Raw genomic sequence first — 26,242 nt, forward strand, 5'->3', positions numbered from 1 at the left:
CGGGAAAGACAGCCCCTGACCGAACAACACCTCGATCTGCGCCCGCTCCTGCAGCGTCAACCTCGCACCAGCCATGCCACGCACCCTCTCGATGAGGACCACGTTGCAACAACCACCTGACGCCAAGCCGGTTCGTCCCGCACGTTCTCCGCAGTCGGCGCGCTACTCGGTGTGGTGCAGCACCCGTGCGACCTCGGCGATGCTGCCCGACAGCGACGGGTAGACCGTGAACGCGCTCGCCACGTCGTCCACCGTCAGGCTGTGCGACACCGCGAGCGTGATCGGGAAGATCAGCTCGGACGCCCGCGGGGCCACCACGACCCCGCCCAGCACCGTGCCCGCCGTCGAGTGGGCGAACAGCTTCACGAACCCGTCGCGGACACCCAGCATCTTCGCCCGCGGGTTCCGGGCCAGCGGGAGCGTGTGCGTGACGTAGTGCGCGCTGCGCTCCTCCAGCGCCTCCTCGCTGAGCCCGACCGTCGCGATCTCCGGCGCGGTGAAGATGTTCGCGGCCACGCCCTTGACCTTGAGCGGCGCGACCGCGTCGCCGAGCGCGTGCGACATCGCGATCCGGCCCTGCATCGCCGCGACCGACGCCAGCGGCAGCACCCCGGTCACGTCACCGGCCGCGTACACGCCGCGCACCGACGTCCGGGACACCCGGTCCACCTCGATGTGCCCGGACGGCGTCGTCCGCACCCCCGACTCCGCGAGGCCCAGGTCCTGCGTGCTCGGGATCGACCCGACCGCCAGCAGGACGTGCGAGCCCTCGATCTCCCGGCCGTCCGCCAGGGTCACCACCACGCCGTCGGCCGTGCGCCGCGCCGCCTGCGCCCGCGAGCGCCCGACGACCTCCATGCCGCGCGACCGGAACACGTCCTCCAGCATCCCGGCGGCGTCCGCGTCCTCGCCGGGCAGCACCCGGTCGCGGCTCGACACCAGCACCACCTGGGAGCCCAGCGACACGTACGCGCCCGCGAACTCCGCGCCGGTCACGCCCGAGCCCACCACGATCAGCCGCTCCGGCAGCGCGTCCAGGTGGTACAGCTGCGTCCAGGTGAGGATGCGCTCGCCGTCCGGCTGCGCGTCCGGGAGCGTCCGCGGCGTCGCGCCGGTGGCGAGCAGCACCACGTCGGCGTCGAGCACCTGCGGGTCGTCGCCGTCCACCCGCACCCGGTCCGGGCCGTCGAGGCGCCCGTGCCCGATGACCGTGCGGACGCCCTCGCGCTCCAGCCGGGTGCGGATGTCCCGGGACTGGGCCAGGGCGAGCTCGCGCACCCGGGCGTTCACGGCCGCCATGTCGATGCTGTGCCGGCGGCGTCGGCCCGGGTCGTCCGCGTCCGTCGGCGGTGCGGCCTCGTCGTCGCCCGGACCGGCGGGGACGTCCAGGCGGATCCCGAGGTCCGGGGCCCGCTCCGCGATCGTCATCCACTCGGCCGTCGCGATCAGGGTCTTCGACGGGACGACGTCGGTCAGCACCGCCGCGCCGCCCAGGCCCGCGCGCTCCACGACCGTCACGTCGGCGCCGAGGCGCCGGGCCACCAGCGCGGCCTCGTACCCGCCGGGTCCGCCGCCCACCACGACCACGCGCGGGGCGGCGCGGTCGGGGACGGTGGCGTCCGGCGCGGGCGAGGCGGCGGTGGCGTCGGGGTCGGCGGGCGCGGGCGTGGGGGTCGGCTGCGTCACACCGACCATCTTCCCGGTTCCGACCCGCGGCGCACCCGCACCACGCGGGCTGGGGTCCGGGCCGGTCGGGCCGGTACCCTCGTCTGTCGTGCACCGCGTGTCGCGGCGCGCCCGGGACGCAGCCCGCCGAACTGCCGCACCTGCCCCTCAGGAGGAGCATCCCCATGGCCGACGACGCACGTCTCGACGACCTCACCACCGACCCGCTGACCGTCGCCGCGGACGCCGCCGCGTACCTCGCGCAGGCCACCGGCGTCGAGCGCCACGACGTCGCCCTCGTGCTCGGCTCCGGCTGGGGCGGCGCCGCCGACCTGCTGGGCGAGACCGTCGCCGAGATCCCCGCGCCCGAGGTCCCCGGGTTCGCCGCGCCCGCCGTCGTCGGCCACGTCGGCACCATCCGGTCCATCAAGATCGCCGCGACCGGCAAGCACGCGCTCGTGCTCGGCTCCCGCACCCACCTCTACGAGGGCAAGGGCGTGCGCCGCGTCGTGCACGGCGTGCGCACCGCCGCCGCCGCGGGCTGCTCCACCGTCGTCCTCACCAACGGCTGCGGCGGCCTCAACCCCGCCTGGGCGCCCGGCACCCCGGTGCTGATCCGCGACCACATCAACCTCACGACCGTGTCGCCCCTGGAGGGCGCGACGTTCGTCGACCTCACCGACCTGTACACGACCCGCCTGCGCGACGTCGCCCGCTCGGTCGACCCCACGCTGGACGAGGGCGTCTACGTCCAGTTCCGCGGCCCGCACTACGAGACCCCGGCCGAGGTGAAGATGGCCGGGATCCTCGGCGGCGACCTCGTCGGCATGTCCACCACCGTCGAGGCCATCGCCGCCCGGCACGTCGGCATGGACGTCCTCGGGCTCTCGCTCGTCACCAACCTCGCCGCGGGCGTCGGCGACGAGCCGCTGTCCCACGCCGAGGTCCTCGAGGCCGGCGCCGCCGCCGGTCCCCGCATCAGCCGCCTGCTCGCGGACGTCGTCGGCCGGCTCTGACGCCGGGCGCGCGCGGCAGCGTCGCCCCGCGCACCCCGGCTCCGAGCCCGACCCACCCGCAGCACCACGTCGGGGCCGAGCGCCCCGGAGGGAGAACCGCTTCCGATGACCGAGTCCGCCGCGCAGGACGCCTGGACCGCGCTCGCCGCGCAGGTCCGCACCTGGATCGCCGACGACCCCGACCCGCGCACCGCCGCCGAGCTCACCGCGCTGCTCGACCAGGCCGAGTCCGGCCCGACCAGCACGCCCGAGAGCGCGTCGCTGGAGGAGCAGTACGCCGCCCGCGAGGTCGTCGCGGCCCGCGAGGACCTGGCCGACCGGTTCCAGGGCCTGCTGCAGTTCGGCACCGCCGGCCTGCGCGGCGCCGTCGCCGGCGGCCCGCACCGCATGAACCGTGCCGTCGTCATCCGCGCCGCGTCCGGCCTGGGCGCCTACCTGCTGGGCGAGCTCGAGGGCGTCACCCCCGCGCCCCGCGTCGTCGTCGGCCACGACGCCCGGCACGGCTCCGTCGACTTCGCGCGCGACACCGCCGCCGTGCTCACCGCCGTCGGCATCGACGTGATCATGCTGCCGCCGTACCTGCCGACGCCGGTGCTCGCGTTCGCGGTCCGGCACCTCGACGCCGACGCCGGGGTCATGGTCACCGCCAGCCACAACCCGCCGCAGGACAACGGGTACAAGGTCTACCTCGGCGGACGGGTCGTCACGGACTCCGGCCAGGGCGCCCAGATCGTCCCGCCCATGGACGGCGCCATCGCCGCCGAGATCGCCCGCGTCCCCTCCGTCGCCGCCGTGCCGCGCGCCGCCGACGGCTGGACCACCGCCGGGCCCGAGATCGTGGACGCGTACGTCGCGCAGGTCGGCGCCCTCGCCGACCCCTCCGACGAGGCCCGCGCCCGCGCGAAGGACCTGCGGATCGTCCTGACCCCGATGCACGGCGTCGGCGGCGCCACCGCCGTGCGCGTCCTCGCCGAGGCCGGGTACACCGACGTGCACCTCGTCGCCGAGCAGGCCGAGCCCGACCCCGACTTCCCCACCGTCGCGTTCCCCAACCCCGAGGAGCCCGGCGCCATCGACCTCGCGGTGGCGCTCGCCGCGCAGGTGCAGGCCGACGTGGTCATCGCCCTCGACCCCGACGCCGACCGGTGCGCCGCCGCCGTGATCGACCTGCGCGCCCGCACCCACACCGGTGCCGGGTCCGCCGCCTCGGACGGTTGGCGGATGCTGCACGGCGACGAGACGGGCGCACTGCTCGGCTCGGTGCTCGCGCAGCGGTTCGGGACTCCCGGGGCCGGGTCGGTGGCGCAGGACGCCCCCGTGCTCGCGAACTCCATCGTGTCGTCCCGGCTGCTGTCCCGGATCGCCGCGCACGCCGGGCTCCGGCACGCGCAGACCCTCACCGGGTTCAAGTGGATCTCCCGCGTCGACGGCCTGGTCTTCGGCTACGAGGAGGCCCTCGGGTACTGCGTCGACCCCGGGTCCGTCCGCGACAAGGACGGCATCTCCGCCGCCCTCACGCTCGCCGGGCTCGCCGCCCGCCTCAAGGCCGACTCGCGCGGCGCCGTGGACGTCCTGGACGACCTCGCCCGCCAGCACGGCCTGCACCTCACCGACCAGCTCTCCGCGCGGTTCACCGACCTGTCGCAGATCCCGACGACGATGCAGCGGCTGCGCGAGCACCCGCCGGTCGTGCTCGCGGGCTCGCCGGTCGTGTCGGTGGTCGACCTCGCCGCCGGGTCCGACGCCGACCGGGACGGGCTGCCCCCGACCGACGGCATCCGGCTCCTGACCCAGGACGACACCCGGGTCATCGTGCGGCCCTCCGGCACCGAGCCGAAGGTGAAGTGCTACCTGGAGGTCGTCGTGCCGGTCGAGGAGCACGCGTCGGCGGAGTCCGTCGGCGAGGCCCGGCGCGCGGCGCGCACCCGCCTGGACGCGGTGCGCACGGACGTGGCGGCGGCGCTCGGCCTCTGAGCCCCGCACTCCCGTTCGACCGTTCGCCGAGGTCGTCAGTCGTTGCCGAGGTCGTCAGTCCTGACGGACGACCTCGGCGACGAAGGACGACCTCGCGGCGTCCGCGGGCGCTAGCGTGCGGAGGGTGACCGAGACGAGCGCCCCGCGGCCGCGCGTGATCGCGCTGGGGCCGGTGCTCGTCGCCGCCGCGATCACGGCCGCTGCCGTCGCCGTCCTCTGGCTGGTGACCCTGCCCGCCGCCGACCCCGACGGCGTCTGCCCGGCCATCTACCCGGGGCCGTGGTGGTGCACCGAGGGCCAGATCCGGGACCGGGGCGTCCGGCTGACGCAGGCGCTGCTGCTCACCTTCGGCGTCGTGGTGCTCGCGGCGACGCTCCTGCACCGCCGGTGGCCCCGCGCGGCCTGGCTGCCCGTGCTCGCGCTGTGCCGGTGGCGGGCTGGCTCGCCCAGGTCGCGGCGACCCCCTGACGGCGACGCACCCGGCGCACCCGGCGCCCGAGGTCGGCACTCCTTCCCGAGGTCGTCCGTCCTGACGGACGACCTCGTCGACGACGGACGACCTCGGCGGACGCACGACGGGCCCGGCACCCCACGGGGTGCCGGGCCCGTCGTCTCGTGCCGGTAGCGGGCGGCTCAGTAGCCGCCGTCCGCCTCGAAGCCGCCGAGCACCGCCGCGGTGCCGGACAGCCCCAGCCGGGTCGCCCCGGCCTCGATCATCGCCAGCGCGTCCGCGGTGGTCCGCACCCCACCGGACGCCTTGACGCCGAGGCGTCCGCCGACGGTCGCGGCCATGATCTCCACGGCGTGCACGGTCGCCCCGCCCGCGGGGTGGAACCCGGTGGACGTCTTGACGAAGTCGGCGCCCGCGGCCTCGGCGGCCTTGCAGACCTCGACGATCTCGTGGTCGGTCAGCGCGGCCGACTCGATGATGACCTTGAGCACCACGGGTGCCGGGGTGGCGGCGCGCACGGCGGCGATGTCGGCCTGCACGGCCTCGAACTTCCCGGCCTTCGCGGCGCCGACGTCGATGACCATGTCCACCTCGTCCGCGCCGTCGGCGACGGAGCGGGCGGCCTCGGCGGCCTTGACGTCGCTGTGGTGCTTGCCGGAGGGGAAGCCGCACACGGTGGCGACCTTCAGGCCCTTCGCGTCCAGCGGCAGGAACGACGGGGACACGCACACGGAGTACACGCCGAGCCCGACGCCCTCCGCGATCAGGGCCTCGACGTCCGCGGCGGTGGCCTCGGGCTTGAGGAGCGTGTGGTCCACGAACTGCGCGAGCGCGGCGGCGTCCAGCGAGGTGGTCATGCGCGGTGCCTTCCTGTTCCGGTCGGTGCGTGACCGGGCAGGATGACCCGGTCGATCAGGTGCTGGCGCTCGTCCTCGTGGACGAACGCGTGGCGGGCGGCGGTCAGGGTGACCGTCCGCACGTCGTCGAGGGTCCAGCCGGCCTCGGTGACGAGCAGGTGCAGCTCGCGGCTCAGGCTGGTGCGGGACTGCAGGCGGTTGTCGGTGTTCACGGTGACCGCGAAGCCGAGCCGCAGCAGGGTGGTGACGGGGTGGGTCGCGACGGAGGTCGCGGCGCCGGTCTGCAGGTTGGAGGACGGGCAGACCTCGAGGGCGATGCGGCGGTCCCGGACCCAGTGCGCGAGGCGCCCGAGGCGCGGCTCGCCGCCGTCGTCGGGGACGTGGACGTCGTCCACCAGGCGCACGCCGTGGCCGAGGCGCAGGGCGCCGACGTCGACGGCCTGGTCGACGGACTCGGCACCGGCGGCCTCGCCGGCGTGCACGGTGACGGGCATCCGGGCGGCGCGCAGCTGCGCGAACGCGGCCCCGAGGGCGCTGGCGGGGAACCCGGACTCGGGCCCGGCGATGTCGAAGCCGACGACCCCGCGGTCCCGGTTGGCGAGCACGAGCGCGGCCACCTCGTCGGCGCGGTCGGACTGCCGCATGGCGCACACGAGCAGCCCGGTGCGGATGGTGCGGCCCTGCGCGGCGGCGGACTCCTCGCCCGCGCGCAGGCCCTCGAGCACGGCGTCCACGGCCTGCTGCAGCGACAGCCCGCCGGACTGGTGCAGCTCGGGGGCGAACCGCTCCTCGGCGTAGACGACGCCGTCGGCGGCCAGGTCCTCGACGGCCTCCCGGGCGACACGGCGCAGGGCGTCGGCGGTCTGCATGACGCCCGCGGTGTGCACGAACGTGTCGATGTACGCCTCGAGCGAGCCGCTGGTGGCCTGCTGGTGGAACCAGTCCGCCAGGGCGTCGACGTCGGTGGTCGGCAGCGTGTGCCCGGCCTGCGCGGCGAGGTCCACGACGGTCGCGGCGCGCACGCCGCCGTCGAGGTGGTCGTGCAGGACGACCTTCGGCAGCGCGACGATCTGCTCGAAGGTCACGGTCATGCGCTCACGGTACTGGCCGGGCACGCAGATCCCCGCATCGGGCCGATCCCCTGGGGACGACCCGGGACGGCTCAGGCGTAGTCGTCCCGCTCGTCCTCCGGGACGGCGGCGCGCTGCTCGGCGACGTCCGCCGGGTCGGCCTCGCCCTCCAGGTCGGGGCGCGGGTCGTCGGGCGCGGGGGTGTCGCGGTCGTCGTCGGCGGGGACCTCGGGGAGGTCGGTCAGCGCGGGCTCGACGAGGCCCGCGTCCTGCCAGGTCCGGTCTCCGGGCACGGTGCTCATGGCTGCTCCAGACGCTCGGCTGCGGTGCACCTCCATCGTCACGCCGCACGCCCCACCCCGCCACCGCCCGCCACCCCACCGAGCGGTCACCAGATGCGGGTTCCCGCCCCCGGCTACCCCGCATCTGCTGACCGCTCGACGCAGGCGACCGCGCGCAGCGCAGGGGCTGCGGTCAGCGCGGGCGGTGCGGGAGCAGCGCCCAGGTGAGGTGGGTCCAGCCGCCCAGGGCCCGCTGCGGCCCTGCGGGGTCCAGCAGGGCCCCCCGGGACAGCGCGAGCACACGGCCCGCGCCGGGCTCGTAGACCCGGTAGCCGTCCTCGGTGCGTTCGACGGCGAGCACCACGTGCCGGGGCACGGCCGCGCCGATCCCGTCGGACGAGTCCCCGCCCGCGTACAGCGGCACGGGCACGCCCGCGTCGAGGGCGAGGTCGACCGCGTCGAGCACGGCCTCGAGCTCGGCGGGCCGGGTGTCGTCCACCAGCACCGCTCGGTACCGCACGCCCGGGAACCGGGCGACGCGCGCCGCACCCCACGGGGGCGTGCCGAGCGACCGGGGCCAGGGCAGCACCCCGGCGACCGCGGGGGCGGTGCTGCGCCGGTGCACGGCGGCCTGCAGCAGCCCCCAGCGGGCCGCCGACGCCTCGGCGGGCGTCGCAGCCTCGTGGACGAGGCGGCCGTCGGGCGAGCGGAACCAGGGGCGGGCGTCCGGGGCGGCGGGGTCGGGCGGGTCGGGCAGGTCGAGGCCGCCCACCTCCGGTGGGACGACGCCGTCCGGGAGCGTCCCCGTGACGAGCCAGGCCGCGAGCACCGGATCGCCGGCGGCCGCGAGCAGCCCGAGCACGGCGGCGCCGCAGGTGGTGCCGTCGACCTGCGTCGCGGCAGCGCTCCCCCACCGCACGAGCCCGCCGGTGGGGACGCCGAGCGGGTCGAGCACCTGCCGCCGCCGGGCGGCGTCCAGCCCGTCGAGCACCGCGGGGTCCACGGCGCGCGACGGCGCTGCCACCCCGCGGGGCCCGAGCGCCCGCACCGCGGGTCGCCCGCCCAGCGCCCGCAGCACCCTGCTCAGCTGCCAGCCCATCGCCCTCGTCCTCCTCGGTCCCGCGTCGACTGTACGGTCCCCGCCTGCCGGGCCCCGCTGGCGCACAGGCCGATCCTGTCCACCCGGCGCTCCGCGCGCCCGGGCGCGCGAGAGCCCGCGGCCCCCGGGCCGCGGGCTCTCCGCTCAGCAGCGCGTCAGGCGCCCGCGCGACCGCCGCGTCGAGATGGCAGCTCTCGGCTGTGCGAGCCCGCGGGCCCGAAGCCGAGAGCTGCCGTCTCGGCGTCAGTGCTGCGCGTCGATGCGGTCCAGGAGCAGCGGGGTGGGCGCGTAGCCCGCGCCGTCGGTGACGTCCCAGCCGCCCTCCAGGGCCTCCAGGGCGCGCCCGAACCGCTCCGGGGTGTCGGTGTGCAGCGTCAGCAGCGGCTGCCCCGCGCGGACGGTGTCGCCCGGCTTGGCGTGCATCTCGACACCGGCACCGGCCTGCACCGGGTCCTCCTTGCGGGCGCGACCGGCGCCGAGGCGCCACGCCGCGATGCCCACCGCGTACGCGTCGAGCCGGGTGAGCACGCCGTCGGCGGGCGCGAGCACCTGCTCGGTGTGCTGCGCGACCGGCAGCACCGCGTCCACGTCGCCGCCCTGCGCCGCGATCATCTGCCGCCACGCGTCCATCGCGCGGCCGTCCTTCAGGGCCGCCTCGACGTCGACGTCCGTCTTCCCGGCGCCCGCGAGCATCTCGCGCGCCAGGGCGACGGTGAGCTCGACGACGTCGGCGGGGCCGCCGCCGGCCAGCACCTCGACGGACTCGCGGACCTCGAGCGCGTTGCCCGCGGTGAGGCCGAGCGGCGTCGACATGTCCGTCAGCAGCGCGACGGTCTTCACGCCCGCGTCGGTGCCGAGGTCGACCATGGTGCGCGCGAGCTCGCGCGCGCGGTCCAGGTCCTTCATGAACGCGCCGGAGCCGACCTTGACGTCCAGCACCAGCGCGCCGGTGCCCTCGGCGATCTTCTTGCTCATGATCGAGGACGCGATCAGCGGGATCGCCTCGACGGTGCCGGTGACGTCGCGCAGCGCGTAGAGCTTGCGGTCCGCGGGGGCGAGGCCGGAGCCGGCCTGGCAGATGACGGCACCGGGGCCGTCGAGCTGCGCCATCATCTCGTCGTTGCTCAGCGCCGCGCGCCAGCCCGGGATGGCCTCGAGCTTGTCGAGCGTGCCGCCGGTGTGGCCGAGGCCGCGCCCGGACAGCTGCGGCACCGCGACGTCGAACACCGCGACGAGCGGCGCGAGCGGCAGCGTGATCTTGTCGCCGACGCCGCCGGTGGAGTGCTTGTCGGCGGTGGGGCGGCGCAGCGCGGAGAAGTCCATGCGCTCGCCGGAGGCGATCATCGCGGCGGTCCACCGCGAGATCTCGGCGCGGTCCATGCCGTTGAGCAGGATCGCCATGTTCAGGGCGGACATCTGCTCCTCGGCGACCACGCCGCGGGTGTACGCGTCGATGACCCAGTCGATCTGGGCGTCGCTCAGGCGGTGCCCGTCGCGCTTGGTGACGATGACGTCGACGGCGTCGAACTTCTCGGTGCTCACTGCGACTTCCTCTCGACCAGGTCGGACGGCCCGAACGCGTCGGGCAGGACCTCGGTCATCGGCTTGATCCCGCTCACCGTGTCGACGAGCAGGTCGGGGCCCCCGTGCTCCCACAGGAGCTGGCGGCAGCGGCCGCACGGCATCAGGGCGTTGCCGTGGGCGTCCACGCAGGCGAACGCCACGAGGCGCCCGCCGCCGGACACGTGCAGGCCGGAGACGAGCGCGCACTCGGCGCACAGCGTCAGGCCGTAGGAGGCGTTCTCGACGTTGCAGCCGACGACCACGCGGCCGTCGTCCACCAGCGCCGCGACGCCGACGGGGAACTTCGAGTACGGGACGTACGCGCGGTGCATGACCTCGGTGGCGGCGGCACGCAGGGCGTCCCAGTCGATCTCGGGCCTGTCCGACCTCTCCGGCACAGCCGGTCTCCTCTTCTCCCCGGCGGACCGGGGTGTCTCACGGCACCTGCTCGGACGCTCCCGAGTGTGCCGGTGAACCACGACCGCCGCCGCCCCGCTCGGGGGCGACGGCGGACGCGGGCGTGCTCACTTGACGTACGCGACGCCCTCCGCGGCGGGGGCCCGCACGCGGCCGACGAGGCCGGCCACGGCGAAGATCGTCACGACGTACGGGGTCATCAGCATGATCTGGCTGGGGATCGGCGTGCCGATGATGCCGAGCACCACCTGCAGGTTGTCCGCGAACCCGAACAGCAGGGCCGCCGCGAGGGCGCCCTTCGGGCTCCACCGGCCGAGGATCATGGCCGCCAGGGCGATGTAGCCCTTGCCGCCGGTCATCTCCTTGCCGAAGGCCAGGCCGTTCGCGACGGTGAAGAACGCGCCGCCGAGGCCGGCGACCGCACCGCCGAGGATGGTGTTCCACACCCGGGTGCGGTTGACCTTGATGCCGACGGTGTCCGCGGCCTTGGGGTGCTCGCCGACGGCGCGCAGGCGCAGGCCCCAGCGGGACTTGAACACCATGACCTGCAGCACGATCACGACGACGTACATGAGGTAGACCAGCGCGGTCTGCTTGAACAGCACCGGGCCGACGACCGGGATCTGCGACAGCACCGGGATGTCGATGCGCGGCAGGCGCGGCGGGGAGTTCAGCGTCGCGGCGTTGTCGGCCAGCACCGTCGAGAACAGGTAGCTGGTGATGCCGACGACCAGGACGTTGAGCACGACGCCGACGATGATCTGGTCGACGACGTACCGGATCGCGAACGCGACCAGCAGCGCGGAGACCAGCGCACCGGCGATCGGCGCGGCGATGAGGCCGAGGTAGGCGCTCTGCGTGATGGTCGCGACGACCGCGGCGAGGAACGCGCCCGCGAGCAGCTGGCCCTCGATGGCGATGTTGATGATGCCGGAGCGCTCGGACAGCAGACCGGCCAGCGCGCCGAACACCAGCGGCACCGCGAGGAACAGCGAGCCCTGCAGCAGGCTGGTCAGCGGCAGCGCCTGGTCCTTGCCCGCGACGGCCCAGGTGAGCAGCGCGAAGATCAGCAGCACCGCGTACACGGCGGGCAGCCAGATGCCGACCTTGCGGCGGGTGCGCGCGGCCTGGAACGTCCACGCCGACAGGGCGAGGGCGGCGAGGCAGAGCAGCAGCGCCGTGGCCTTGGACGGCACGGTGAACGACTCGATCTGGAAGAAGTCGTCGCGGGTCGACACCGAGAACGTGGTGCGGCGGCCCGACTCCGGGAGGATGCCGAACAGCAGGGTCGCCAGGGCGGCGACGGCGGCGTACCCGATGGGCGCCTTGTAGCTGATCGGGGCGAGCGGCTTCGCGCCGGCGAACGACCCGGGACGCGAGGCGGGTGCGGCGACGGCGCTCACGCGGCGGCCTCCTTCACGACGGGAGCGGACAGCTCCGGGGCGGCGCCGCGGCCGCCGGCGGACGGCAGCCGGAACACCGCGCGGACCAGCGGGGGTGCGGCGATGAACAGCACGACGAGGGACTGGACGACGAGCACGATGTCGATCGGCGTGCCGGTGCGGGCCTGCATCGCGAACCCGCCGGCGCGCAGGGCGCCGAACAGCAGGCCCGCGAAGAACGTGCCCAGCGGCTTGGACCGGCCGAGCAGCGCCACGGTGATCGCGTCGAAGCCGAAGCTCGCCGCGACGCCGTCGGTCAGCACCTTCTCGGTGCCGAGGATCTGCGCGGAGCCCGCGAGGCCCGCCAGGCTGCCCGCGATCATCATGACCAGCAGGTAGACGCGGTTCACGTTGATGCCCGCGGTGCGCGCGGCGCTGGGGTTGGAGCCGACGGCCCGGAACTGGAAGCCGAGCGTGGAGCGGCTCATCAGCCACCACACGAACACCGCGGCGGCGATGGCGAGCAGGAACCCGAGGTGCAGCCGGAACCCGGAGCCGAGCAGCAGCGGGTACTCCGCGTTGCCGCCGACGGGCGGGGAGATCGGGTTGTTGCTGCCCTCGCGCTGGAACGCCTTGGTCGACAGCAGGTACCCGACCAGGTAGATCGCGATGTTGTTGAGCATGATCGTGACGATCACCTCGTTGGCCCCGGTCCGGGCCTTGAGGAAGCCCGCGATGCCGGCCCACAGTCCACCGCCGACGGCCGCGCCGATGACGGCGAGCAGCAGGTGCAGCACCGGCGGCAGGTCGAACGCGAAGCCGATGTAGCCCGCGAAGATCGCGCCGAGGATGATCTGGCCCTGCGCACCGATGTTGAACATCCCGGCGCGGAAGCCGATGCCCAGGCCGAGGCCCGCGAGGATGAGCGGGACCGAGGTGGTCATGGTCTCGGTGAGCGGGCGGACCGCGCGGGTGAACGTCGACGCCGTCGGGTCGATGATCGCGCCCTGGAACAGCGCGACGTACGCGCCCCAGACGGCGTCCCACGCGGCGGAGAAGAAGTCGGCCGGCCGCGCGAAGAAGTACGCGGCGGCGTCCTGCACGTCGGCGTCGGCGGCGGCGATCAGCACGCCGGAGATCACCATCGCGAGGACGAGCGCGCAGACGGTGACCAGCCAGCTGCTGGTCAGCATCTCGCGCAGCGCGCCCTGGGCGCGGGCCTCGATGCCGTCGTCGCGCCGGGGCGCGGGTGCCGTCGACCCGGCGGGCTGCTCGGGGGCGGGGGTCGCCTGGCTCACTTGCTCTCCTCCTCGGAGGCCTCGATGTCGGCCTCGCCGAGCACGGTGTGGTGGGTCGCGGCCTGCGCCTCGGCCTCGGCCTGCGGCACGCCGGCCATCATCAGGCCGAGCACGTCGCGGTCGGTGCCGCCGGGCACGGTGCCGACGATCCGGCCGCGGTACATGACGACGATGCGGTCGGCCAGCGCGAGCACCTCGTCGAGCTCGGTGGACACGATGATCACCGGCGTGCCGGAGTCCCGCTCCTGCACGACGCGCTTGTGCACGAACTCGATGGACCCGACGTCGACGCCGCGGGTGGGCTGCGAGGCGATGAACAGCCGCAGCGGGCGGGACATCTCGCGGGCGAGGACGACCTTCTGCTGGTTGCCGCCCGACAGGGTGCTCACGGCGTCGGACACGGACTGCGTCCGGACGTCGAACTCGACGGCGCGGCGCTCCGCGTTCTCCTGGATCGCCGCGAGGTCGAGGGAGATCCCCCGCGCGAACGGCGCCTGGTCGAACAGGTCGAGGACGAGGTTCTCGGCGACGGAGAAGTCGGCGACGACGCCGTCCGCGCTGCGGTCCTCGGGCACGTAGCCGACCCCGGCGAGCAGCACGTCCTTGACGGAGCGGCCGATCAGCTCGGTGCCGTCCAGGACGACGGACCCCGCGACGGCGGGCTCCAGGCCGAGGATGACCTCGGTGAGCTCGGTCTGGCCGTTGCCCTGCACCCCGGCGATGGCGACGATCTCGCCGCGGGCGACGTCGAACGACACGTCGTCGACCTGCAGCACGCCGGCCTCGTCCAGGACGGACAGCCCACGCACCTGCAGCGCGACGGCCCCGGGCTGCGCGGGGGCGCGCTCGACGCCGAGGGACACGGAGCGGCCGACCATGAGGGAGGCGAGCTCGGTCTCGGAGGAGTCCGGGCGGGCGGCGCCGACGACCTTGCCGCGGCGGATGACCGTGATGCGGTCCGCGACGGCGCGGACCTCACGGAGCTTGTGGGTGATGAAGACGATGGAGGTGCCCGCGGCCTTGAGCTGCCGCATGATCGCGATCAGCTCGTCGGTCTCCTGCGGGGTGAGCACCGCGGTCGGCTCGTCGAGGATCAGCACCTTCGCGTCCCGCGACAGCGCCTTGATGATCTCGACGCGCTGCTGCGCGCCGACGGGCAGGTCCTCGACCAGGGCGTCGGGGTCGACGTCGAACCCGAACCGGTCGGAGATCTCCTTGACGCGGCGACGCGCCTCGGCGAGGTCGATCAGCCCGCCGCCCTTGACGGGCTCGTAGCCGAGGACGACGTTCTCGGCGACGGTGAACACCGGGACGAGCATGAAGTGCTGGTGCACCATGCCGATGCCCGCGGCCATGGCGTCGCCGGGCCCGGCGAACTCGACCGGGACGCCGTCGACCAGGATCTGGCCGTCGTCCGGGTCGTAGAACCCGTACAGCACGTTCATCAGCGTGCTCTTGCCCGCGCCGTTCTCGCCCAGCAGCGCGTGGACCTCGCCGGGTTCGACCACGAGGTCGATGTGGTCGTTGGCCACCAGCGCCCCGAAGCGCTTGGTGATCCCCCGCAGCTCCAGCTTCACGTGGGTCTGCTCCTTCGATCGGTCGTCGTGCGCACACTAGGACAACTCGGGCGCGCGGCGACAGCCGCGGCAGCCTCGCGCTGCTCGTGCACGCGGGGAAAACGCACCGGTGGCCCGGGCAGGCGTGCTGCCCGGGCCACCGAGGTGCTGGTGCGTCAGTTCTGGCTCGGGGACTCCACGACCAGGTCACCGGAGATGATCTGGGCCTTGAGCTCCTCGACCGCGGTCTTGACCTCGGCCGGGACGACCGAGTCGTAGTCGTGGAACGGCGCGATGCCGATGCCGTCGTTCTCCAGGGTGCCGACGTACGGCTCGTTGGAGAAGTTGCCCTCGACCGAGGCGGACACGGTGTCGAAGACCGCCGCGCCGATCTGCTTCATGACCGAGGTCAGGATGATCGAGGAGTAGTCCGGGGAGGTCTCGAACCAGTCGGCGTCGACGCCGACGATGGAGACGTCGCCCGCCTCCTGCGCGGCGGCGGCGGCACCCAGGCCGACCGGGCCGGCGACCGGCATGATCACGTCGGCGCCCTGGTCGATGAAGCCCTTGGCCAGGTTCTGGCCGTTGGTCTGGTTGTCGAAGTCACCGGTGAAGGAACCCGTCTGGGCCTCCTTGTCCCAGCCGAGGACGGTGACGTTCGCGCCGTTGTCCTCGTTGTACTTCGCGACGCCGTCGGCGAAGCCGTCCATGAAGATCGACACGGACGGCAGCTGGATGCCGCCGAAGGTGGCGACGGTGCCGGTCTGCGAGGTGCCCGCGGCGACGTAGCCGGCGAGGTACGCGGCCTCCTGCGTGTTGAACAGCAGCGGCTTGGCGTTGTCCAGGCCCTCGGCGTTGAAGCCGGAGTCGATCAGCGCGAACTCGACGTCCGGGTTGGCCTCGGCCGCGGCGGTCAGCGCGTCGGCCAGGTTGAAGCCGACGCCGATGATGAGGTTGCAGTCCTGCTGGACCAGCGAGTCGACGTTCGGCGCGTAGTCGGTCGGGGCCGAGGACTCGACCTTGACCTCCTCGATGCCCAGCTCGTCCTTGGCGCGGTCCAGGCCCTCGGCGCCGGACTGGTTGAACGACTTGTCGTCGAACCCGCCCGCGTCGGAGACCATGCACGCCTTGAAGTCGGCGCCGCCGTCGGCACCGGCCGAACCCTCGGACTCCTCGGGCGCACTCCCGCACGCGGCGAGCGCGAGCGCGACGGCCCCGCTCAGGGCGGCGGCACGGATGATCTTCTTCACGCGACACTCCTGCTTCTCGTCGTCCCCGGCCCGGCTGCCCCTGCCGCCTCGCGCGCTCCGTCGCGCACGGCGCGGCCGGTCCCGTCCGGTGTTCGCCTGAACAGTAGCCACGCCCAGGTATCGGCTGTGTTACCGAGGCGGCCGAAAACCCCTTCGTTACGGACTTGGTACATACCCCGGGGCCCAGGATCACCCGACCGGCGCAGCGCCGCGGGGGTGGCACCCCGGGTCGGGCGCCGCCGGGGCGCTGGTCAGGCGACCGGGGTGCCGCCGACGCGCAGCACCGCCCGGGCCAGCAGCGCCGCCCCGCAGGCGATGGCCTGCTCGTCCACCACGAGGTCGCCCTGGTGGATGTCGTAGGTGCGCCCGCCGGGGGTCCGGGTGCCGAGGCGGGCCATCGCCCCGGGCACCTTGGTGAGGTACCAGGCGAAGTCCTCGCCGCCGAGCGACTGCTCCGTCAGCAGCACGGCGTCCTCGCCGAGCACGTCGCGCGCGGCGGCCTCCAGGACCGCGACGGCCCGCTCGTCGTTCTCCACCGGCGGGACGCCCCGCTGGTGCCGCACCTCGACCTCGACGCCGTAGGGCGCGACGACCTGCTCGACGGCCTGGTGGAACACCTCGGACGCCCGCTCCCAGGCGCGCACGTCCAGGCAGCGCAGCGTGCCGCGCACCGACCCGGTCGCGGGGATGGCGTTGTGTGCCTGCCCGGCCTGCACGGCGCCCCACGTGAGGTTGACGCCGGAGCGCGGGTCCAGCCGCCGCCCGAGGACGGCGGGGACCTGCGTGATGACCTGCCCCAGGGCGTAGACGACGTCGCCGGTCAGGTGCGGGCGGGACGTGTGGCCGCCCGGCCCGGTGACGACGACCGTGACCTCGTCGGACGCCGAGGTGATCGGGCCGATGCGCGAGCCGATCCGCCCGACGTCCACCTTCGGGTCGCAGTGCACCGCGAAGATCCGCCCCACCCCGTCCAGGCCGCCCGCGGCGATGACGTCGAGCGCCCCGCCGGGCTGCACCTCCTCGGCGGGCTGGAAGATCAGCCGGACGCCGTCGGGGAGGTCGCCCGCGGCGTGCAGCTCCGCGAGCACGAGGCCGGCGCCGAGCACGGCCGCGGTGTGCACGTCGTGGCCGCAGGCGTGCGCGACGCCGTGCACCGTCGACGCGTACGGCAGGCCGGTCGTCTCCTGCACCGGCAGCGCGTCCACGTCCGCGCGCAGGGCCACGCGGCGGCGGCCGGTCTGCACGGTGCTCGGCCCGAGGTCGCACACCAGGCCGGTGCCGGGCAGCAGGCGCGGGCTGAGGCCGGCGGCGCGCAGCCGGTCGGCGACGAGGTGCGTCGTGCGCTGCTCGAGGCGGCCGAGCTCCGGGTGGGCGTGGATGTCGCGGCGGATCTCCACCAGCTCGGGCAGCAGGTCGGCGACGAGCTGGGTCACGCGGGCGGCATCGACGTTCACCCTGGCGACCCTAGTCGCGACCGCGCGGCCGGGCAGGCCGGGCCGGTGGGCGGACACCCGCCCGGCCGCGCGGCGCGCGTCGACTCAGAGCAGGTCGTCGCGCCCGCGCCCGCGCCAGCCGTCCACGGCGCCCTTGACCGCCTGGGCGTGCGCCCGGGTGGTCACCAGCAGGGCGTCGGCGGTGTCGACCACGACGGCGTCCGGCACGCCGAGCACGGTGACCGTGCGCCCGGTGCCCGGGACGACGACCGCGCCGGTCGCGTCGATCCGCTGCACCAGGTCCTCGTCGCCGAGGGTGCGGCCGCCGTCGGCCGCGGCGGGCAGCAGCGTCGCGAGCGAGTCGAAGTCGCCCACGTCGTCCCACGTGAACGAGCCGGGCACCACGGCGACGCCGCCGGCCGCCGCGACGGGCTCGGCGATGGCGTGGTCGATGGCGATCTTGGTCAGGCCGGGCCAGACCTCGGCGAGCACGGCGTCCCGGCGGTCGGCGTCGTCCCAGGCGGCGGCGATGGTGCGCAGCCCGGCGGCGAGCGGGGGCAGCTGCTCGGCGAGGTGGTCGAGCAGCACGCCCGCCTGCACGAGGAACATGCCCGCGTTCCACCAGTAGTCGCCGGTGGCGAGGTAGGCGGTGGCGGTCTCGGCGTCCGGCTTCTCGGTGAACGCGGCGACGTGCCGGGCGCCCGGCGCGTCGGCCACGCCGAGCGGGTCGGCGGCGCGGATGTAGCCGAACGCCGTCGACGGCTCGGTCGCGGTGATGCCGATGGTGACGACGTACCCGGCGCGCGCGGCCGCGGCGCCCTCGGTGACGGCGGACCAGAACCCGGCCAGGTCGGCGATGACGTGGTCGGCTGCGAACGAGCCGAGGACGACCTCGGGGCCGTGCCGCTCGGCGAGGATCGCGGCGGCGAGGCCGATGGCGGCCATGGAGTCGCGCGGGGACGGCTCGGCGACGACCTGGTCCGCGCCGAGCTCGGGCAGCTGCGCGGTCACGGCCTCGGCGTGCCGGGCGCCGGTGACGACGAGCACGCCGTCGCGGCCGGTGAGCGGCAGCAGCCGGTCGACGGTGCCCTGCAGCAGGGTGCGGCCGGTGCCGGTGAGGTCGTGCAGGAACTTCGGCGCGCCCTGCCGCGACAGGGGCCACAGGCGGGTGCCCGCGCCTCCCGCGGGCACGACGGCGTGGAAGCCCGGGATCGGGGACGGCGTGGGCTGCTCGTGCGACATGCCCGGCAGCGTATCCGGACAGATCGGACCACCTGGTCCCCTCGTTCACCCCTCTGGGTGGTGTTATCGGCACGGCGCACTACCCAGGGACTTCAGTCCCAGGGATGGTGTGCCCTTGGTCACATCCGGCCCGTTCGGGTCTTCGTCCGGGCGTGACGCAGCGCACGATCATTACAGTGATCTGACCGGACACTGCAGTCCCGCCCGAACTCGCCAGGAGGCCACCCGTGCCCACTGCGCCTGCCGAACCCCGCGACGACGCCGCCCCCACGGCCAAGCGGATCCCCGGCGGCACCCTCTACCGCGGCCGCGAAGGCATGTGGTCCTGGGTCGCCCACCGGATCACCGGCGTGCTCATCTTCTTCTTCCTGCTCGTGCACGTGCTCGACACGTCGCTCGTGCGGGTCTCCCCCGAGGCGTACAACGCCGTCATCGGCACGTACAAGAACCCCGTCATGGGGCTCGGCGAGGCCGGGCTGGTCGCCGCCATCGTGTTCCACGCCTTCAACGGCATCCGGATCATGCTGGTCGACTTCTGGTCCAAGGGCGCGAAGTACCACCGCGTGATGCTCTGGGTCGTGCTCGGCCTGTTCGTCGTCACGATGGCCGGGTTCCTGCCCCGCCACCTCATGCACGTCTTCGGAGGCGAGTGATGACGACGATCCCCGCACCCCGCACGCGCAACGCCGGGCCGGGCCGCCGGACCACCCGCGGCAACTGGGAGCTCTACGGCTGGGTGTTCATGCGCGCCTCCGGCGTGGTGCTCCTCGTGCTGATCTTCGGCCACCTGTTCGTGAACCTGGTCGCCGGCGAGGGCATCTCCGCCATCGACTTCGGCTTCGTCGCCGGCAAGTGGGCGTCCCCGTTCTGGCAGATCTGGGACCTGCTCATGCTGTGGCTCGCGATGATCCACGGCACCAACGGCGTGCGGACGATCATCAACGACTACGCCGAGCGCGACGGCACCCGCCTGGTGCTCAAGCTCGCGCTGTACGCCTCGTTCGTGGTCGTCGTCGTGCTCGGCACCCTCGTGATCTTCACGTTCGACCCGTGCCCCGCGAACAGCCCCGCGGACCTGCTGCCGTCCTTCTGCACCGCCTGACCCCCCGGCCGCTCGCCCGGCCCACCCGCGAAGTCTGGAGGCATCGACCCCGATGCAGACCCACCAGTTCGACGTCGTCATCGTCGGCGCCGGCGGCGCCGGGATGCGCGCCGCCCTCGAGTCGTCCGGCCGCACCCGCACGGCCGTCATCTCGAAGCTCTACCCCACGCGGTCGCACACCGGTGCCGCCCAGGGCGGCATGTGCGCCGCCCTCGGCAACGTCGAGGACGACAACCCCGAGTGGCACACCTTCGACACCGTCAAGGGCGGCGACTACCTCGTCGACCAGGACGCCGCGACGATCATGGCCAACGAGGCCATCGACGCCGTCCTCGACCTGGAGCGGATGGGCCTGCCCTTCAACCGCACCCCCGAGGGCCGCATCGACCAGCGCCGGTTCGGCGGGCACACCCGCAACCACGGCGAGGCCGCCGTGCGCCGCGCCTGCTACGCCGCCGACCGCACCGGCCACATGATCCTGCAGACGCTGTACCAGCAGTGCGTGAAGCAGGAGGTCGCGTTCTTCAACGAGTTCTACTGCCTCGACCTGCTGCTCGACCACGACCTGTCTTCCGGCGAGGTGTCCGACGGCCAGGAGGTGCGGGTCGCCGGCGTCGTCGCCTACGAGCTCGCCACCGGCGAGATCCACGTCTTCCGCGCCAAGTCCGTCGTCCTCGCGACGGGCGGCGCCGGGAAGATCTACAAGACGACGTCGAACGCGCACACCCTGACCGGCGACGGCATGGCCATCGCCTACCGCCGGGGGCTGCCGCTGGAGGACATGGAGTTCTTCCAGTTCCACCCCACCGGCCTCGCCGGGCTCGGCATCCTGCTGTCCGAGGCCGCGCGCGGCGAGGGCGGCATCCTCCGCAACGCCGACGGCGAGCGGTTCATGGAGCGCTACGCCCCCACCATCAAGGACCTCGCGCCGCGCGACATCGTCGCCCGGTCCATGGCCAACGAGGTGCGCGAGGGCCGCGGCGCCGGGCCGAACAAGGACTACGTCCTGCTCGACCTCACCCACCTGGACCCCGCGCACATCGACGCGAAGCTCCCCGACATCACCGAGTTCGCGCGCACCTACCTCGGCATCGAGCCCTACACCGAGCCCGTGCCCGTCTACCCCACCGCGCACTACGCGATGGGCGGCGTGCCGACCAACGTCGAGGGCGAGGTGCTGCGCAACACCACCGACGTCGTGCGGGGCCTGTACGCCGCCGGCGAGGTCGCGTGCGTGTCCGTGCACGGCTCCAACCGGCTCGGCACCAACTCGCTGCTGGACATCAACGTGTTCGGCAAGCGCGCCGGCATCTCCGCCGCCGAGTTCGCCGCCACCGCCCCGTGGGTCGACCTGCCCGAGAACCCGTCCTCCCTCGTGGTGGACGAGCTCGAGGAGATGCGCGCCCGCCCCCAGGGCGAGCGGATCTCCGACATCCGCCGCGAGCTGCAGCAGACGATGGACACCAACGCGCAGGTGTTCCGCACCGCCGAGTCCCTCACCACCTGCCTCGCCGACGTCCGCGCCCTGCGCGAGCGGTACTCCCGGGCGTCCGTGCAGGACAAGGGCCGGGCGTTCAACACCGACCTGCTCGAGGCCCTGGAGCTCGGCTTCCTGATCGACATCGCCGAGGTCGTCGTGGTCGGCGCCCTCAACCGGCGCGAGTCCCGCGGCGGGCACTTCCGCGAGGACTACCCGAACCGCGACGACGCCGGGTTCATGGAGCACACCATGGCCTACCGCCGGCCCGCCGGGACCGTCGTGGACTCCCCCGCGGCGCCCGCGCCCGCCGGCGAGGAGATCCCCGACCCCGCACCCGGCGAGCTCGCCGTCGTGCTCGGCACCAAGCCGGTCGTGACCACCGTCTACCAGCCGATGGAGCGGAAGTACTGATGACTGCTGTCGCAGAGCGCTCGGCGGCCGCCGAGCCGAAGGCCGGGGAGATCCCGTCGTTCGACGTCACCCTGAAGATCCGGCGCTACACCCCCGAGACGCACGGCGACGAGCCGTACTGGGAGGAGCACACGGTCACCGCCCACGGCACCGACCGCCTGCTCGACGCCCTGCACAAGATCAAGTGGGAGATCGACGGCTCGCTCACGTTCCGCCGCTCCTGCGCCCACGGCGTGTGCGGCTCTGACGCCATGCGGATCAACGGCCGCAACCGGCTCGCGTGCAAGGCCCTGCTCAAGGACCTCAACCCCGACAAGCCGATCACCGTCGAGCCCATCAAGGGGCTGCCCGTGATCAAGGACCTCGTGGTCGACATGGAGCCGTTCTTCGCCTCCTACCGCGAGATCATGCCGTTCCTCATCACCAGCGGCACCGAGCCGTCCCGCGAGCGGATCCAGTCCCCCGAGCAGCGCGCCCGGTTCGACGACACCACCAAGTGCATCCTGTGCGCCGCGTGCACGTCGTCCTGCCCGGTGTTCTGGACCGACGGGCAGTACTTCGGCCCCGCGGCCATCGTCAACGCGCACCGGTTCATCTTCGACAGCCGCGACGAGGGCGGGGCCGCCCGCCTGGAGATCCTCAACGACAAGGAGGGCGTCTGGCGCTGCCGGACCACCTTCAACTGCACCGAGGCGTGCCCGCGCGGCATCGAGGTGACGAAGGCGATCCAGGAGGTCAAGCGGGCGATGATCACGCGGGCGTTCTGAGGCACCGACCGTGCAGGAGGTCCTGACCGGTCGGCAGCCGCCGACCGGTCAGGACCGTGGGCCTTCAGGACACCAGGTGACCGGTGTCGTCGAACCCGTCGACCGTCCAGACGCCGTCCTGCCAGGTGAGCGTCGTCCGGGACACGTTGCCCGGGGCGGTGCGCTCGACCTCCTCGTCGCCGACCACGTCGAGCATCGACAAGATCGCCAGCCCGTGCGTCACGACGAGCACGTCGCCGCCGCCCTGCGCCGCGGCGTCCGCGACCACGCGGTCCAGCGCGGCGGAGACGCGCGCCTCGATCTCGTCGCCGGTCTCGGCGAGGCCTGACTCGTCCCCCGCGGCGACGAGGTCGGCGAGCGCACCGACCCGCCCGTCGCCGAGCCGCGCCAGCGACCCGGGCATGTCCCGGTAGAGGTCGTCGCCGGTGAGGCCGACCGGCTCGAGCAGCGGGTCGAAGACGTCGGCGGCGAGGTCGCCCTCGAACCCGCCGAACCACCACTCGCGCAGCCCGGGGTCCAGCTGCAGGTCCGGGGCGTCCGGGTGCGCCGCCAGGATGCCCCGGGCGGTCTCCTGGGTGCGCTGCAGGTCGCTGCTCCACGCCGCGACGAACGCGGTGTCGGCCAGCCCCTCCCCCGCCTGCGCGGCGACCTCCACCCCGTCCGGGGTCAGCGGGGCGTCCGCCCAGCCGGCGAGGATGCCCTTGGCGTTCTGCACCGTCTCGCCGTGCCGCACCAGGTGCACCCGCACGACGACGTCCTCGATGTCGGCCGCTGCCGCCGTCGGTGCGGCGGTGGACGTCGAGGGGTCCGGCGGGGCCGACCCCCCGCCGTCGCCGCACCCCGCCAGGGCCAGCACCGCCGCCACACCCAGCACGACAGGTCCACGAGCTCGCATCCGTCCTCCGTCCCCCGCGGCGACCTGCCGCGTCGATGAACGGCACGCCCAGGGTGAGGACCGGACCGGTGCCCCGCGGGCACGGCACGGCCCCGCGCCTGCGGCTGGCGGGCGGTCCGCGGGCCCGCCGGTGCGGACCCGCGCCCGAAAGTAGGGGTGCCCCGGTGCCGGGTCAACCCCCTGATGAGGAGCGTCTGCGTGGAAACACGCAGGTCAGCGCGCTGCCGACCGCGTCAGGCCGCCTCGGCCGCGCTCTCGTCGGGCCCCGGCGGGTCCGCGGTCCACGCGGCCGCGATCAGGACGATGCGGGCCATGAGGTTGACCCAGACCAGCAGGGTCACGATGACGGCGGCGGCCGCGAGGACGGCGTTGTTGTCGGCGGACCCCGCCACGACGGACGTGCCGAGCACCCGCACCACGCCGAGGCCGACCCCGGCGACGACCATGCCCTGCCGCAGGTCGCGCCACGCGGGGCGCTGACCGGCGAGGACCACCACGATCAGCCAGAACGTCAGGGCGTCCACCACGAAGGCGACGGCGATGCCGACCGCCCGCAGCACGAACGACCCGACGGCGGACCCGTCGAGGTCGAGCGCGGACAGCGCCCAGTCCGCCGCGGTGGTCGTGCCGATGCTCAGCACCGCGGACAGCAGGATCGCGAGCCCGATGCCGATGAACCCGCCGAGCTCGCGCAGCTTGCCCGCGACGGCGTTGCCCGCCGAGGACGAGTCGGCGTCGAACATCGCCCGGGAGGCCGTGCGCAGCGCCGCCATCGCCGAGATCGCGCTCACCAGCAGCACGACGACGGCGATCGCACCGGCGATCCCGACCCCGGCGCTCAGCCCCAGGTTCGCGGGGTCGAGGATGCCGGTCTCGTCGTCCGGCGAGGTCTTGACCACGCCCGGGAGATTCGCGTCGACCGTGTCGATGACGGTCTGCCGCAGCTCGGCGTTGTTGCCGAGCACCGCCATGAAGACGGTGAACCCGATGGTGAGACCGGAGAACACCGAGAAGATCGTCGCGTACGCGATGCCGCCGGTCAGCACCCCGCCGCCGGCCGCGCCGAACCGGGCGTTGGCCCGTGCCGCGCGCGTGCGCTGCCACCAGGCGAGCACGGCCTTCGCTCGGGCGACCAGCCCGGCGAACCCGCCGGGGTAGACGTGCGCCCCGACGTCGCGACGGTTCCCCGCGGCGACCTCCTCGGGGCTCGCGGCGGCGGCGTGCGCACGCCCGGCGCCCCGCGGTTCGGCCGGTTCTCCCATGCGGTCGACCCTAGGTTCGCGGACGCCGTCCGGCATCCGCAGCCGGGCTCAGGCCCGGGACCCTGCCAGCGGGAACGCCCCCATGGTCCGCCACACGCCGTCGTCGCCGTGCTCGTAGACGTGGATCTCCGGGACGTCGAACCGCGCCTCGAAGTCCGCCATCTCCGTGAACGCCTGGTCCAGGGCCGCGTCGGGCACCTCGTGCGCCACCGTGACGTGGGGGTGGTAGTGGAACCTCAGCTCGGAGTCGAGCACGCCGGAGCGGATGTCGACCTCCAGCAGCTCGCAGGACGCGATGCCCTCCACCACCTGGACGAACACGACCGGGGACACCGGCCGGAACGTCGCCGTCCCCCGCAGGTGCACGGTGAACGGCGCGTGCCGGTCCGCGACCTCCCGCAGGTGCTCCTCGACCTCCGGCAGCGCCGTGGACGGCACCACCGTCGGCCCGAGCAGCGTGATGTGCGGCTGGATCAGGTCCGCCGCGGGGTCCCCGACCCGGGAGCGCACCGCCCGGAGGTCGGCGGCGTACGGCTCGGGCACGGTGACGGCCACGCCGACCCGCAGCTCCTCGCCGAACGGCCCCGAGGGGTTCATGCCGTGCGGCGCCGCGGCAGCAGGCCGAACCGGTCGGACACCCGGTCGAGCGTGGTCCGGGCGATGGCCCGCGCGCGGTCGGCGCCGTCCTCCAGCACCGCGTCGAGCGTGTCCGGCTCGGACAGGTAGCCCTCGACGCGCTCCTGGAACGGCTCGAGGAACGTCGTGACGACCTCCGCCAGGTCCACCTTGAGGTGCCCGTAGCCCTTGCCGGCGTAGTCCGCGACGATCGCGTCGACGTCCCGGCCGGTGAGCGCGGAGAAGATGGTCAGCAGGTTCGCGACGCCCGGCTGGTTCTCCCGGTCGTACCGGACCTCGCCGATCGCGTCGGTCACGGCCGACCGGATCCGCTTCGCGACGGTCTTCGGCGGGTCCAGCAGCTCGATGATGCCGTTCGGGCTGGCCGCGGACTTGCTCATCTTCGCCGTCGGGTCCTGCAGGTCGAAGATCTTCGCGGTGGCCTTGACGATGTGCGCGTCCGGGACCACCGCGGTGTCGTCGCCGAACCGGGAGTTCAGCCGCTGCGCGAGGTCACGGGTGAGCTCGAGGTGCTGGCGCTGGTCCTCGCCGACCGGCACGAGCGCCGTGTCGTACAGCAGGATGTCCGCCGCCATGAGGATCGGGTAGGTGAACAGACCGACCGTCGTGCCCTCGGCGCCGTTCTTCGCGGACTTGTCCTTGAACTGCGTCATCCGGCCGGCCTCGCCGAAGCCCGTCTGGCAGGACAGCAGCCAGGCCAGCTCGGCGTGCTCCGCGACGTGCGACTGCACGAACAGGATCGAGCGCTCCGGGTCCACCCCCGCCGCGAGGTACTGGGCCGCGGTGCGCCGCGTGCGCTCGCGCAGGGCCGCGGGGTCCGGGGCGACCGTCAGGGCGTGCAGGTCCACCACGCAGTACAGGGCGTCGTAGTCGTCCTGCAGGGCGACCCACTGGGTGAGGGCGCCCAGGTAGTTGCCGAGGTGGAGGGAGTCGGAGGTGGGCTGCATCCCGGAGAAGATGCGAGGACGGGCGGAGACCATGGGTCCATTCTGACGGTCGGGGGCGGGTGCCCGGTGCAGGGGGTGCGCGGGGGGCCGCGCTCAGGTCGCCTCGTCGTCGAACGGGGCGGGCGCCCCGGGCGCGAGCGGCGTGGGTGCGGGGGGCCCGGCGGCGCGGGCGGCGTGCGCGGCGGACC

General features: G+C 74.1%; 24 protein-coding genes. 7 read left to right on the forward strand and 17 right to left on the reverse strand.

Annotation, left to right across the window (positions count from 1 at the left end):
• Window positions 1-162: 162 nt before the first annotated feature.
• On the reverse strand, window positions 163-1,686 hold the full coding sequence (locus EBM89_RS12005) for an NAD(P)H-quinone dehydrogenase (protein WP_439647182.1): 1,524 nt from the start codon (window positions 1,684-1,686) through the stop codon (window positions 163-165).
• Between the two features lie 164 nt (window positions 1,687-1,850).
• Here EBM89_RS12005 and EBM89_RS12010 point away from each other — a divergent pair, with 164 nt between their 5' ends.
• From EBM89_RS12010 to EBM89_RS12020, 3 genes are all read left to right on the forward strand, one after another.
• A complete protein-coding gene (locus tag EBM89_RS12010) occupies window positions 1,851-2,681 on the forward strand; it encodes a purine-nucleoside phosphorylase (protein ID WP_122149666.1) in 831 nt (276 codons plus the stop codon).
• Window positions 2,682-2,786: 105 nt separating this feature from the next.
• Window positions 2,787-4,655 carry a phospho-sugar mutase gene (locus EBM89_RS12015; RefSeq protein WP_122149667.1) on the forward strand — a complete coding sequence of 623 codons (1,869 nt, stop codon included), beginning with the start codon at window positions 2,787-2,789 and terminating at the stop codon, window positions 4,653-4,655.
• A gap of 124 nt (window positions 4,656-4,779) precedes the next feature.
• The gene (locus tag EBM89_RS12020; RefSeq protein ID WP_147463542.1) at window positions 4,780-5,280 is read left to right on the forward strand and encodes a hypothetical protein; all 501 of its coding nucleotides are present in this window, start codon (window positions 4,780-4,782) and stop codon (window positions 5,278-5,280) included.
• Between the two features lie 8 nt (window positions 5,281-5,288).
• Here the strand turns inward: EBM89_RS12020 and deoC are convergent, their stop codons facing one another.
• The 12 genes from deoC to EBM89_RS12080 form a co-directional block, all read right to left on the reverse strand.
• Window positions 5,289-5,963 carry a deoxyribose-phosphate aldolase gene (gene deoC, locus EBM89_RS12025; RefSeq protein ID WP_122149669.1) on the reverse strand — a complete coding sequence of 225 codons (675 nt, stop codon included), beginning with the start codon at window positions 5,961-5,963 and terminating at the stop codon, window positions 5,289-5,291.
• A complete protein-coding gene (locus tag EBM89_RS12030; protein WP_122149687.1) occupies window positions 5,960-7,054 on the reverse strand; it encodes an adenosine deaminase in 1,095 nt (364 codons plus the stop codon). The genes deoC and EBM89_RS12030 overlap by 4 nt, the downstream gene beginning before the upstream one ends.
• Window positions 7,055-7,125: 71 nt before the next feature.
• Entirely contained in the window at window positions 7,126-7,335 is a 210-nt protein-coding gene (locus EBM89_RS12035) for a hypothetical protein (RefSeq protein ID WP_122149670.1), read from the reverse strand.
• 172 nt (window positions 7,336-7,507) lie between these two features.
• Window positions 7,508-8,413, reverse strand: coding sequence for a hypothetical protein (locus tag EBM89_RS12040; RefSeq protein WP_122149671.1), 906 nt, complete (start codon window positions 8,411-8,413; stop codon window positions 7,508-7,510).
• 243 nt (window positions 8,414-8,656) lie between these two features.
• Entirely contained in the window at window positions 8,657-9,955 is a 1,299-nt protein-coding gene (locus tag EBM89_RS12045) for a thymidine phosphorylase (RefSeq protein WP_122149672.1), read from the reverse strand.
• A complete protein-coding gene (locus tag EBM89_RS12050; protein ID WP_122149673.1) occupies window positions 9,952-10,374 on the reverse strand; it encodes a cytidine deaminase in 423 nt (140 codons plus the stop codon). The genes EBM89_RS12045 and EBM89_RS12050 overlap by 4 nt, the downstream gene beginning before the upstream one ends.
• A 126-nt stretch (window positions 10,375-10,500) precedes the next feature.
• On the reverse strand, window positions 10,501-11,796 hold the full coding sequence (locus EBM89_RS12055; protein ID WP_122149674.1) for an ABC transporter permease: 1,296 nt from the start codon (window positions 11,794-11,796) through the stop codon (window positions 10,501-10,503).
• Window positions 11,793-13,073, reverse strand: coding sequence for an ABC transporter permease (locus tag EBM89_RS12060; RefSeq protein WP_439647183.1), 1,281 nt, complete (start codon window positions 13,071-13,073; stop codon window positions 11,793-11,795). The genes EBM89_RS12055 and EBM89_RS12060 overlap by 4 nt, the downstream gene beginning before the upstream one ends.
• Window positions 13,070-14,650, reverse strand: a complete 1,581-nt coding sequence (locus tag EBM89_RS12065; protein ID WP_122149675.1) for an ABC transporter ATP-binding protein — start codon at window positions 14,648-14,650, stop codon at window positions 13,070-13,072. The genes EBM89_RS12060 and EBM89_RS12065 overlap by 4 nt, the downstream gene beginning before the upstream one ends.
• A gap of 155 nt (window positions 14,651-14,805) precedes the next feature.
• Window positions 14,806-15,879 carry a BMP family lipoprotein gene (locus EBM89_RS12070; RefSeq protein WP_122149676.1) on the reverse strand — a complete coding sequence of 358 codons (1,074 nt, stop codon included), beginning with the start codon at window positions 15,877-15,879 and terminating at the stop codon, window positions 14,806-14,808.
• 251 nt (window positions 15,880-16,130) lie between these two features.
• Complete coding sequence (locus tag EBM89_RS12075; protein ID WP_199732093.1) at window positions 16,131-17,333, reverse strand: amidohydrolase; 1,203 nt, start codon at window positions 17,331-17,333, stop codon at window positions 16,131-16,133.
• A gap of 84 nt (window positions 17,334-17,417) precedes the next feature.
• Window positions 17,418-18,554, reverse strand: a complete 1,137-nt coding sequence (locus EBM89_RS12080; protein WP_122149678.1) for a mannose-1-phosphate guanylyltransferase — start codon at window positions 18,552-18,554, stop codon at window positions 17,418-17,420.
• A 227-nt stretch (window positions 18,555-18,781) separates the two neighbouring features.
• Here EBM89_RS12080 and sdhC point away from each other — a divergent pair, with 227 nt between their 5' ends.
• The 4 genes from sdhC to EBM89_RS12100 are packed head-to-tail and all read left to right on the forward strand — an operon-like array spanning window position 18,782 to window position 22,314.
• Window positions 18,782-19,207 carry a succinate dehydrogenase, cytochrome b556 subunit gene (gene sdhC, locus EBM89_RS12085; RefSeq protein WP_122149679.1) on the forward strand — a complete coding sequence of 142 codons (426 nt, stop codon included), beginning with the start codon at window positions 18,782-18,784 and terminating at the stop codon, window positions 19,205-19,207.
• Window positions 19,207-19,656, forward strand: a complete 450-nt coding sequence (locus EBM89_RS12090) for a succinate dehydrogenase hydrophobic membrane anchor subunit (RefSeq protein WP_122149680.1) — start codon at window positions 19,207-19,209, stop codon at window positions 19,654-19,656. The genes sdhC and EBM89_RS12090 overlap by 1 nt, the downstream gene beginning before the upstream one ends.
• Before the next feature lie 52 nt (window positions 19,657-19,708).
• Window positions 19,709-21,547 carry a succinate dehydrogenase flavoprotein subunit gene (gene sdhA, locus EBM89_RS12095; RefSeq protein WP_122149681.1) on the forward strand — a complete coding sequence of 613 codons (1,839 nt, stop codon included), beginning with the start codon at window positions 19,709-19,711 and terminating at the stop codon, window positions 21,545-21,547.
• On the forward strand, window positions 21,547-22,314 hold the full coding sequence (locus EBM89_RS12100; RefSeq protein ID WP_122149682.1) for a succinate dehydrogenase iron-sulfur subunit: 768 nt from the start codon (window positions 21,547-21,549) through the stop codon (window positions 22,312-22,314). Before sdhA ends, EBM89_RS12100 begins: the two co-directional genes overlap by 1 nt.
• A 64-nt stretch (window positions 22,315-22,378) precedes the next feature.
• Here EBM89_RS12100 and EBM89_RS12105 read toward each other — a convergent pair whose 3' ends face one another.
• From EBM89_RS12105 to trpS, 4 genes are all read right to left on the reverse strand, one after another.
• The gene (locus EBM89_RS12105; protein ID WP_122149683.1) at window positions 22,379-23,209 is read right to left on the reverse strand and encodes a histidine phosphatase family protein; all 831 of its coding nucleotides are present in this window, start codon (window positions 23,207-23,209) and stop codon (window positions 22,379-22,381) included.
• A 233-nt stretch (window positions 23,210-23,442) separates the two neighbouring features.
• Window positions 23,443-24,471 carry a YihY/virulence factor BrkB family protein gene (locus EBM89_RS12110; RefSeq protein WP_122149684.1) on the reverse strand — a complete coding sequence of 343 codons (1,029 nt, stop codon included), beginning with the start codon at window positions 24,469-24,471 and terminating at the stop codon, window positions 23,443-23,445.
• Between the two features lie 48 nt (window positions 24,472-24,519).
• The gene (locus EBM89_RS12115) at window positions 24,520-25,068 is read right to left on the reverse strand and encodes a 2'-5' RNA ligase family protein (RefSeq protein ID WP_122149685.1); all 549 of its coding nucleotides are present in this window, start codon (window positions 25,066-25,068) and stop codon (window positions 24,520-24,522) included.
• Complete coding sequence (gene trpS / locus EBM89_RS12120) at window positions 25,065-26,087, reverse strand: tryptophan--tRNA ligase (RefSeq protein WP_122149686.1); 1,023 nt, start codon at window positions 26,085-26,087, stop codon at window positions 25,065-25,067. The genes EBM89_RS12115 and trpS overlap by 4 nt, the downstream gene beginning before the upstream one ends.
• Between the last annotated feature and the right edge of the window lie 155 nt (window positions 26,088-26,242).

The organism is Cellulomonas triticagri, assembly GCF_003696205.1.
GTDB classification, from domain to species: domain Bacteria; phylum Actinomycetota; class Actinomycetes; order Actinomycetales; family Cellulomonadaceae; genus Cellulomonas; species Cellulomonas triticagri.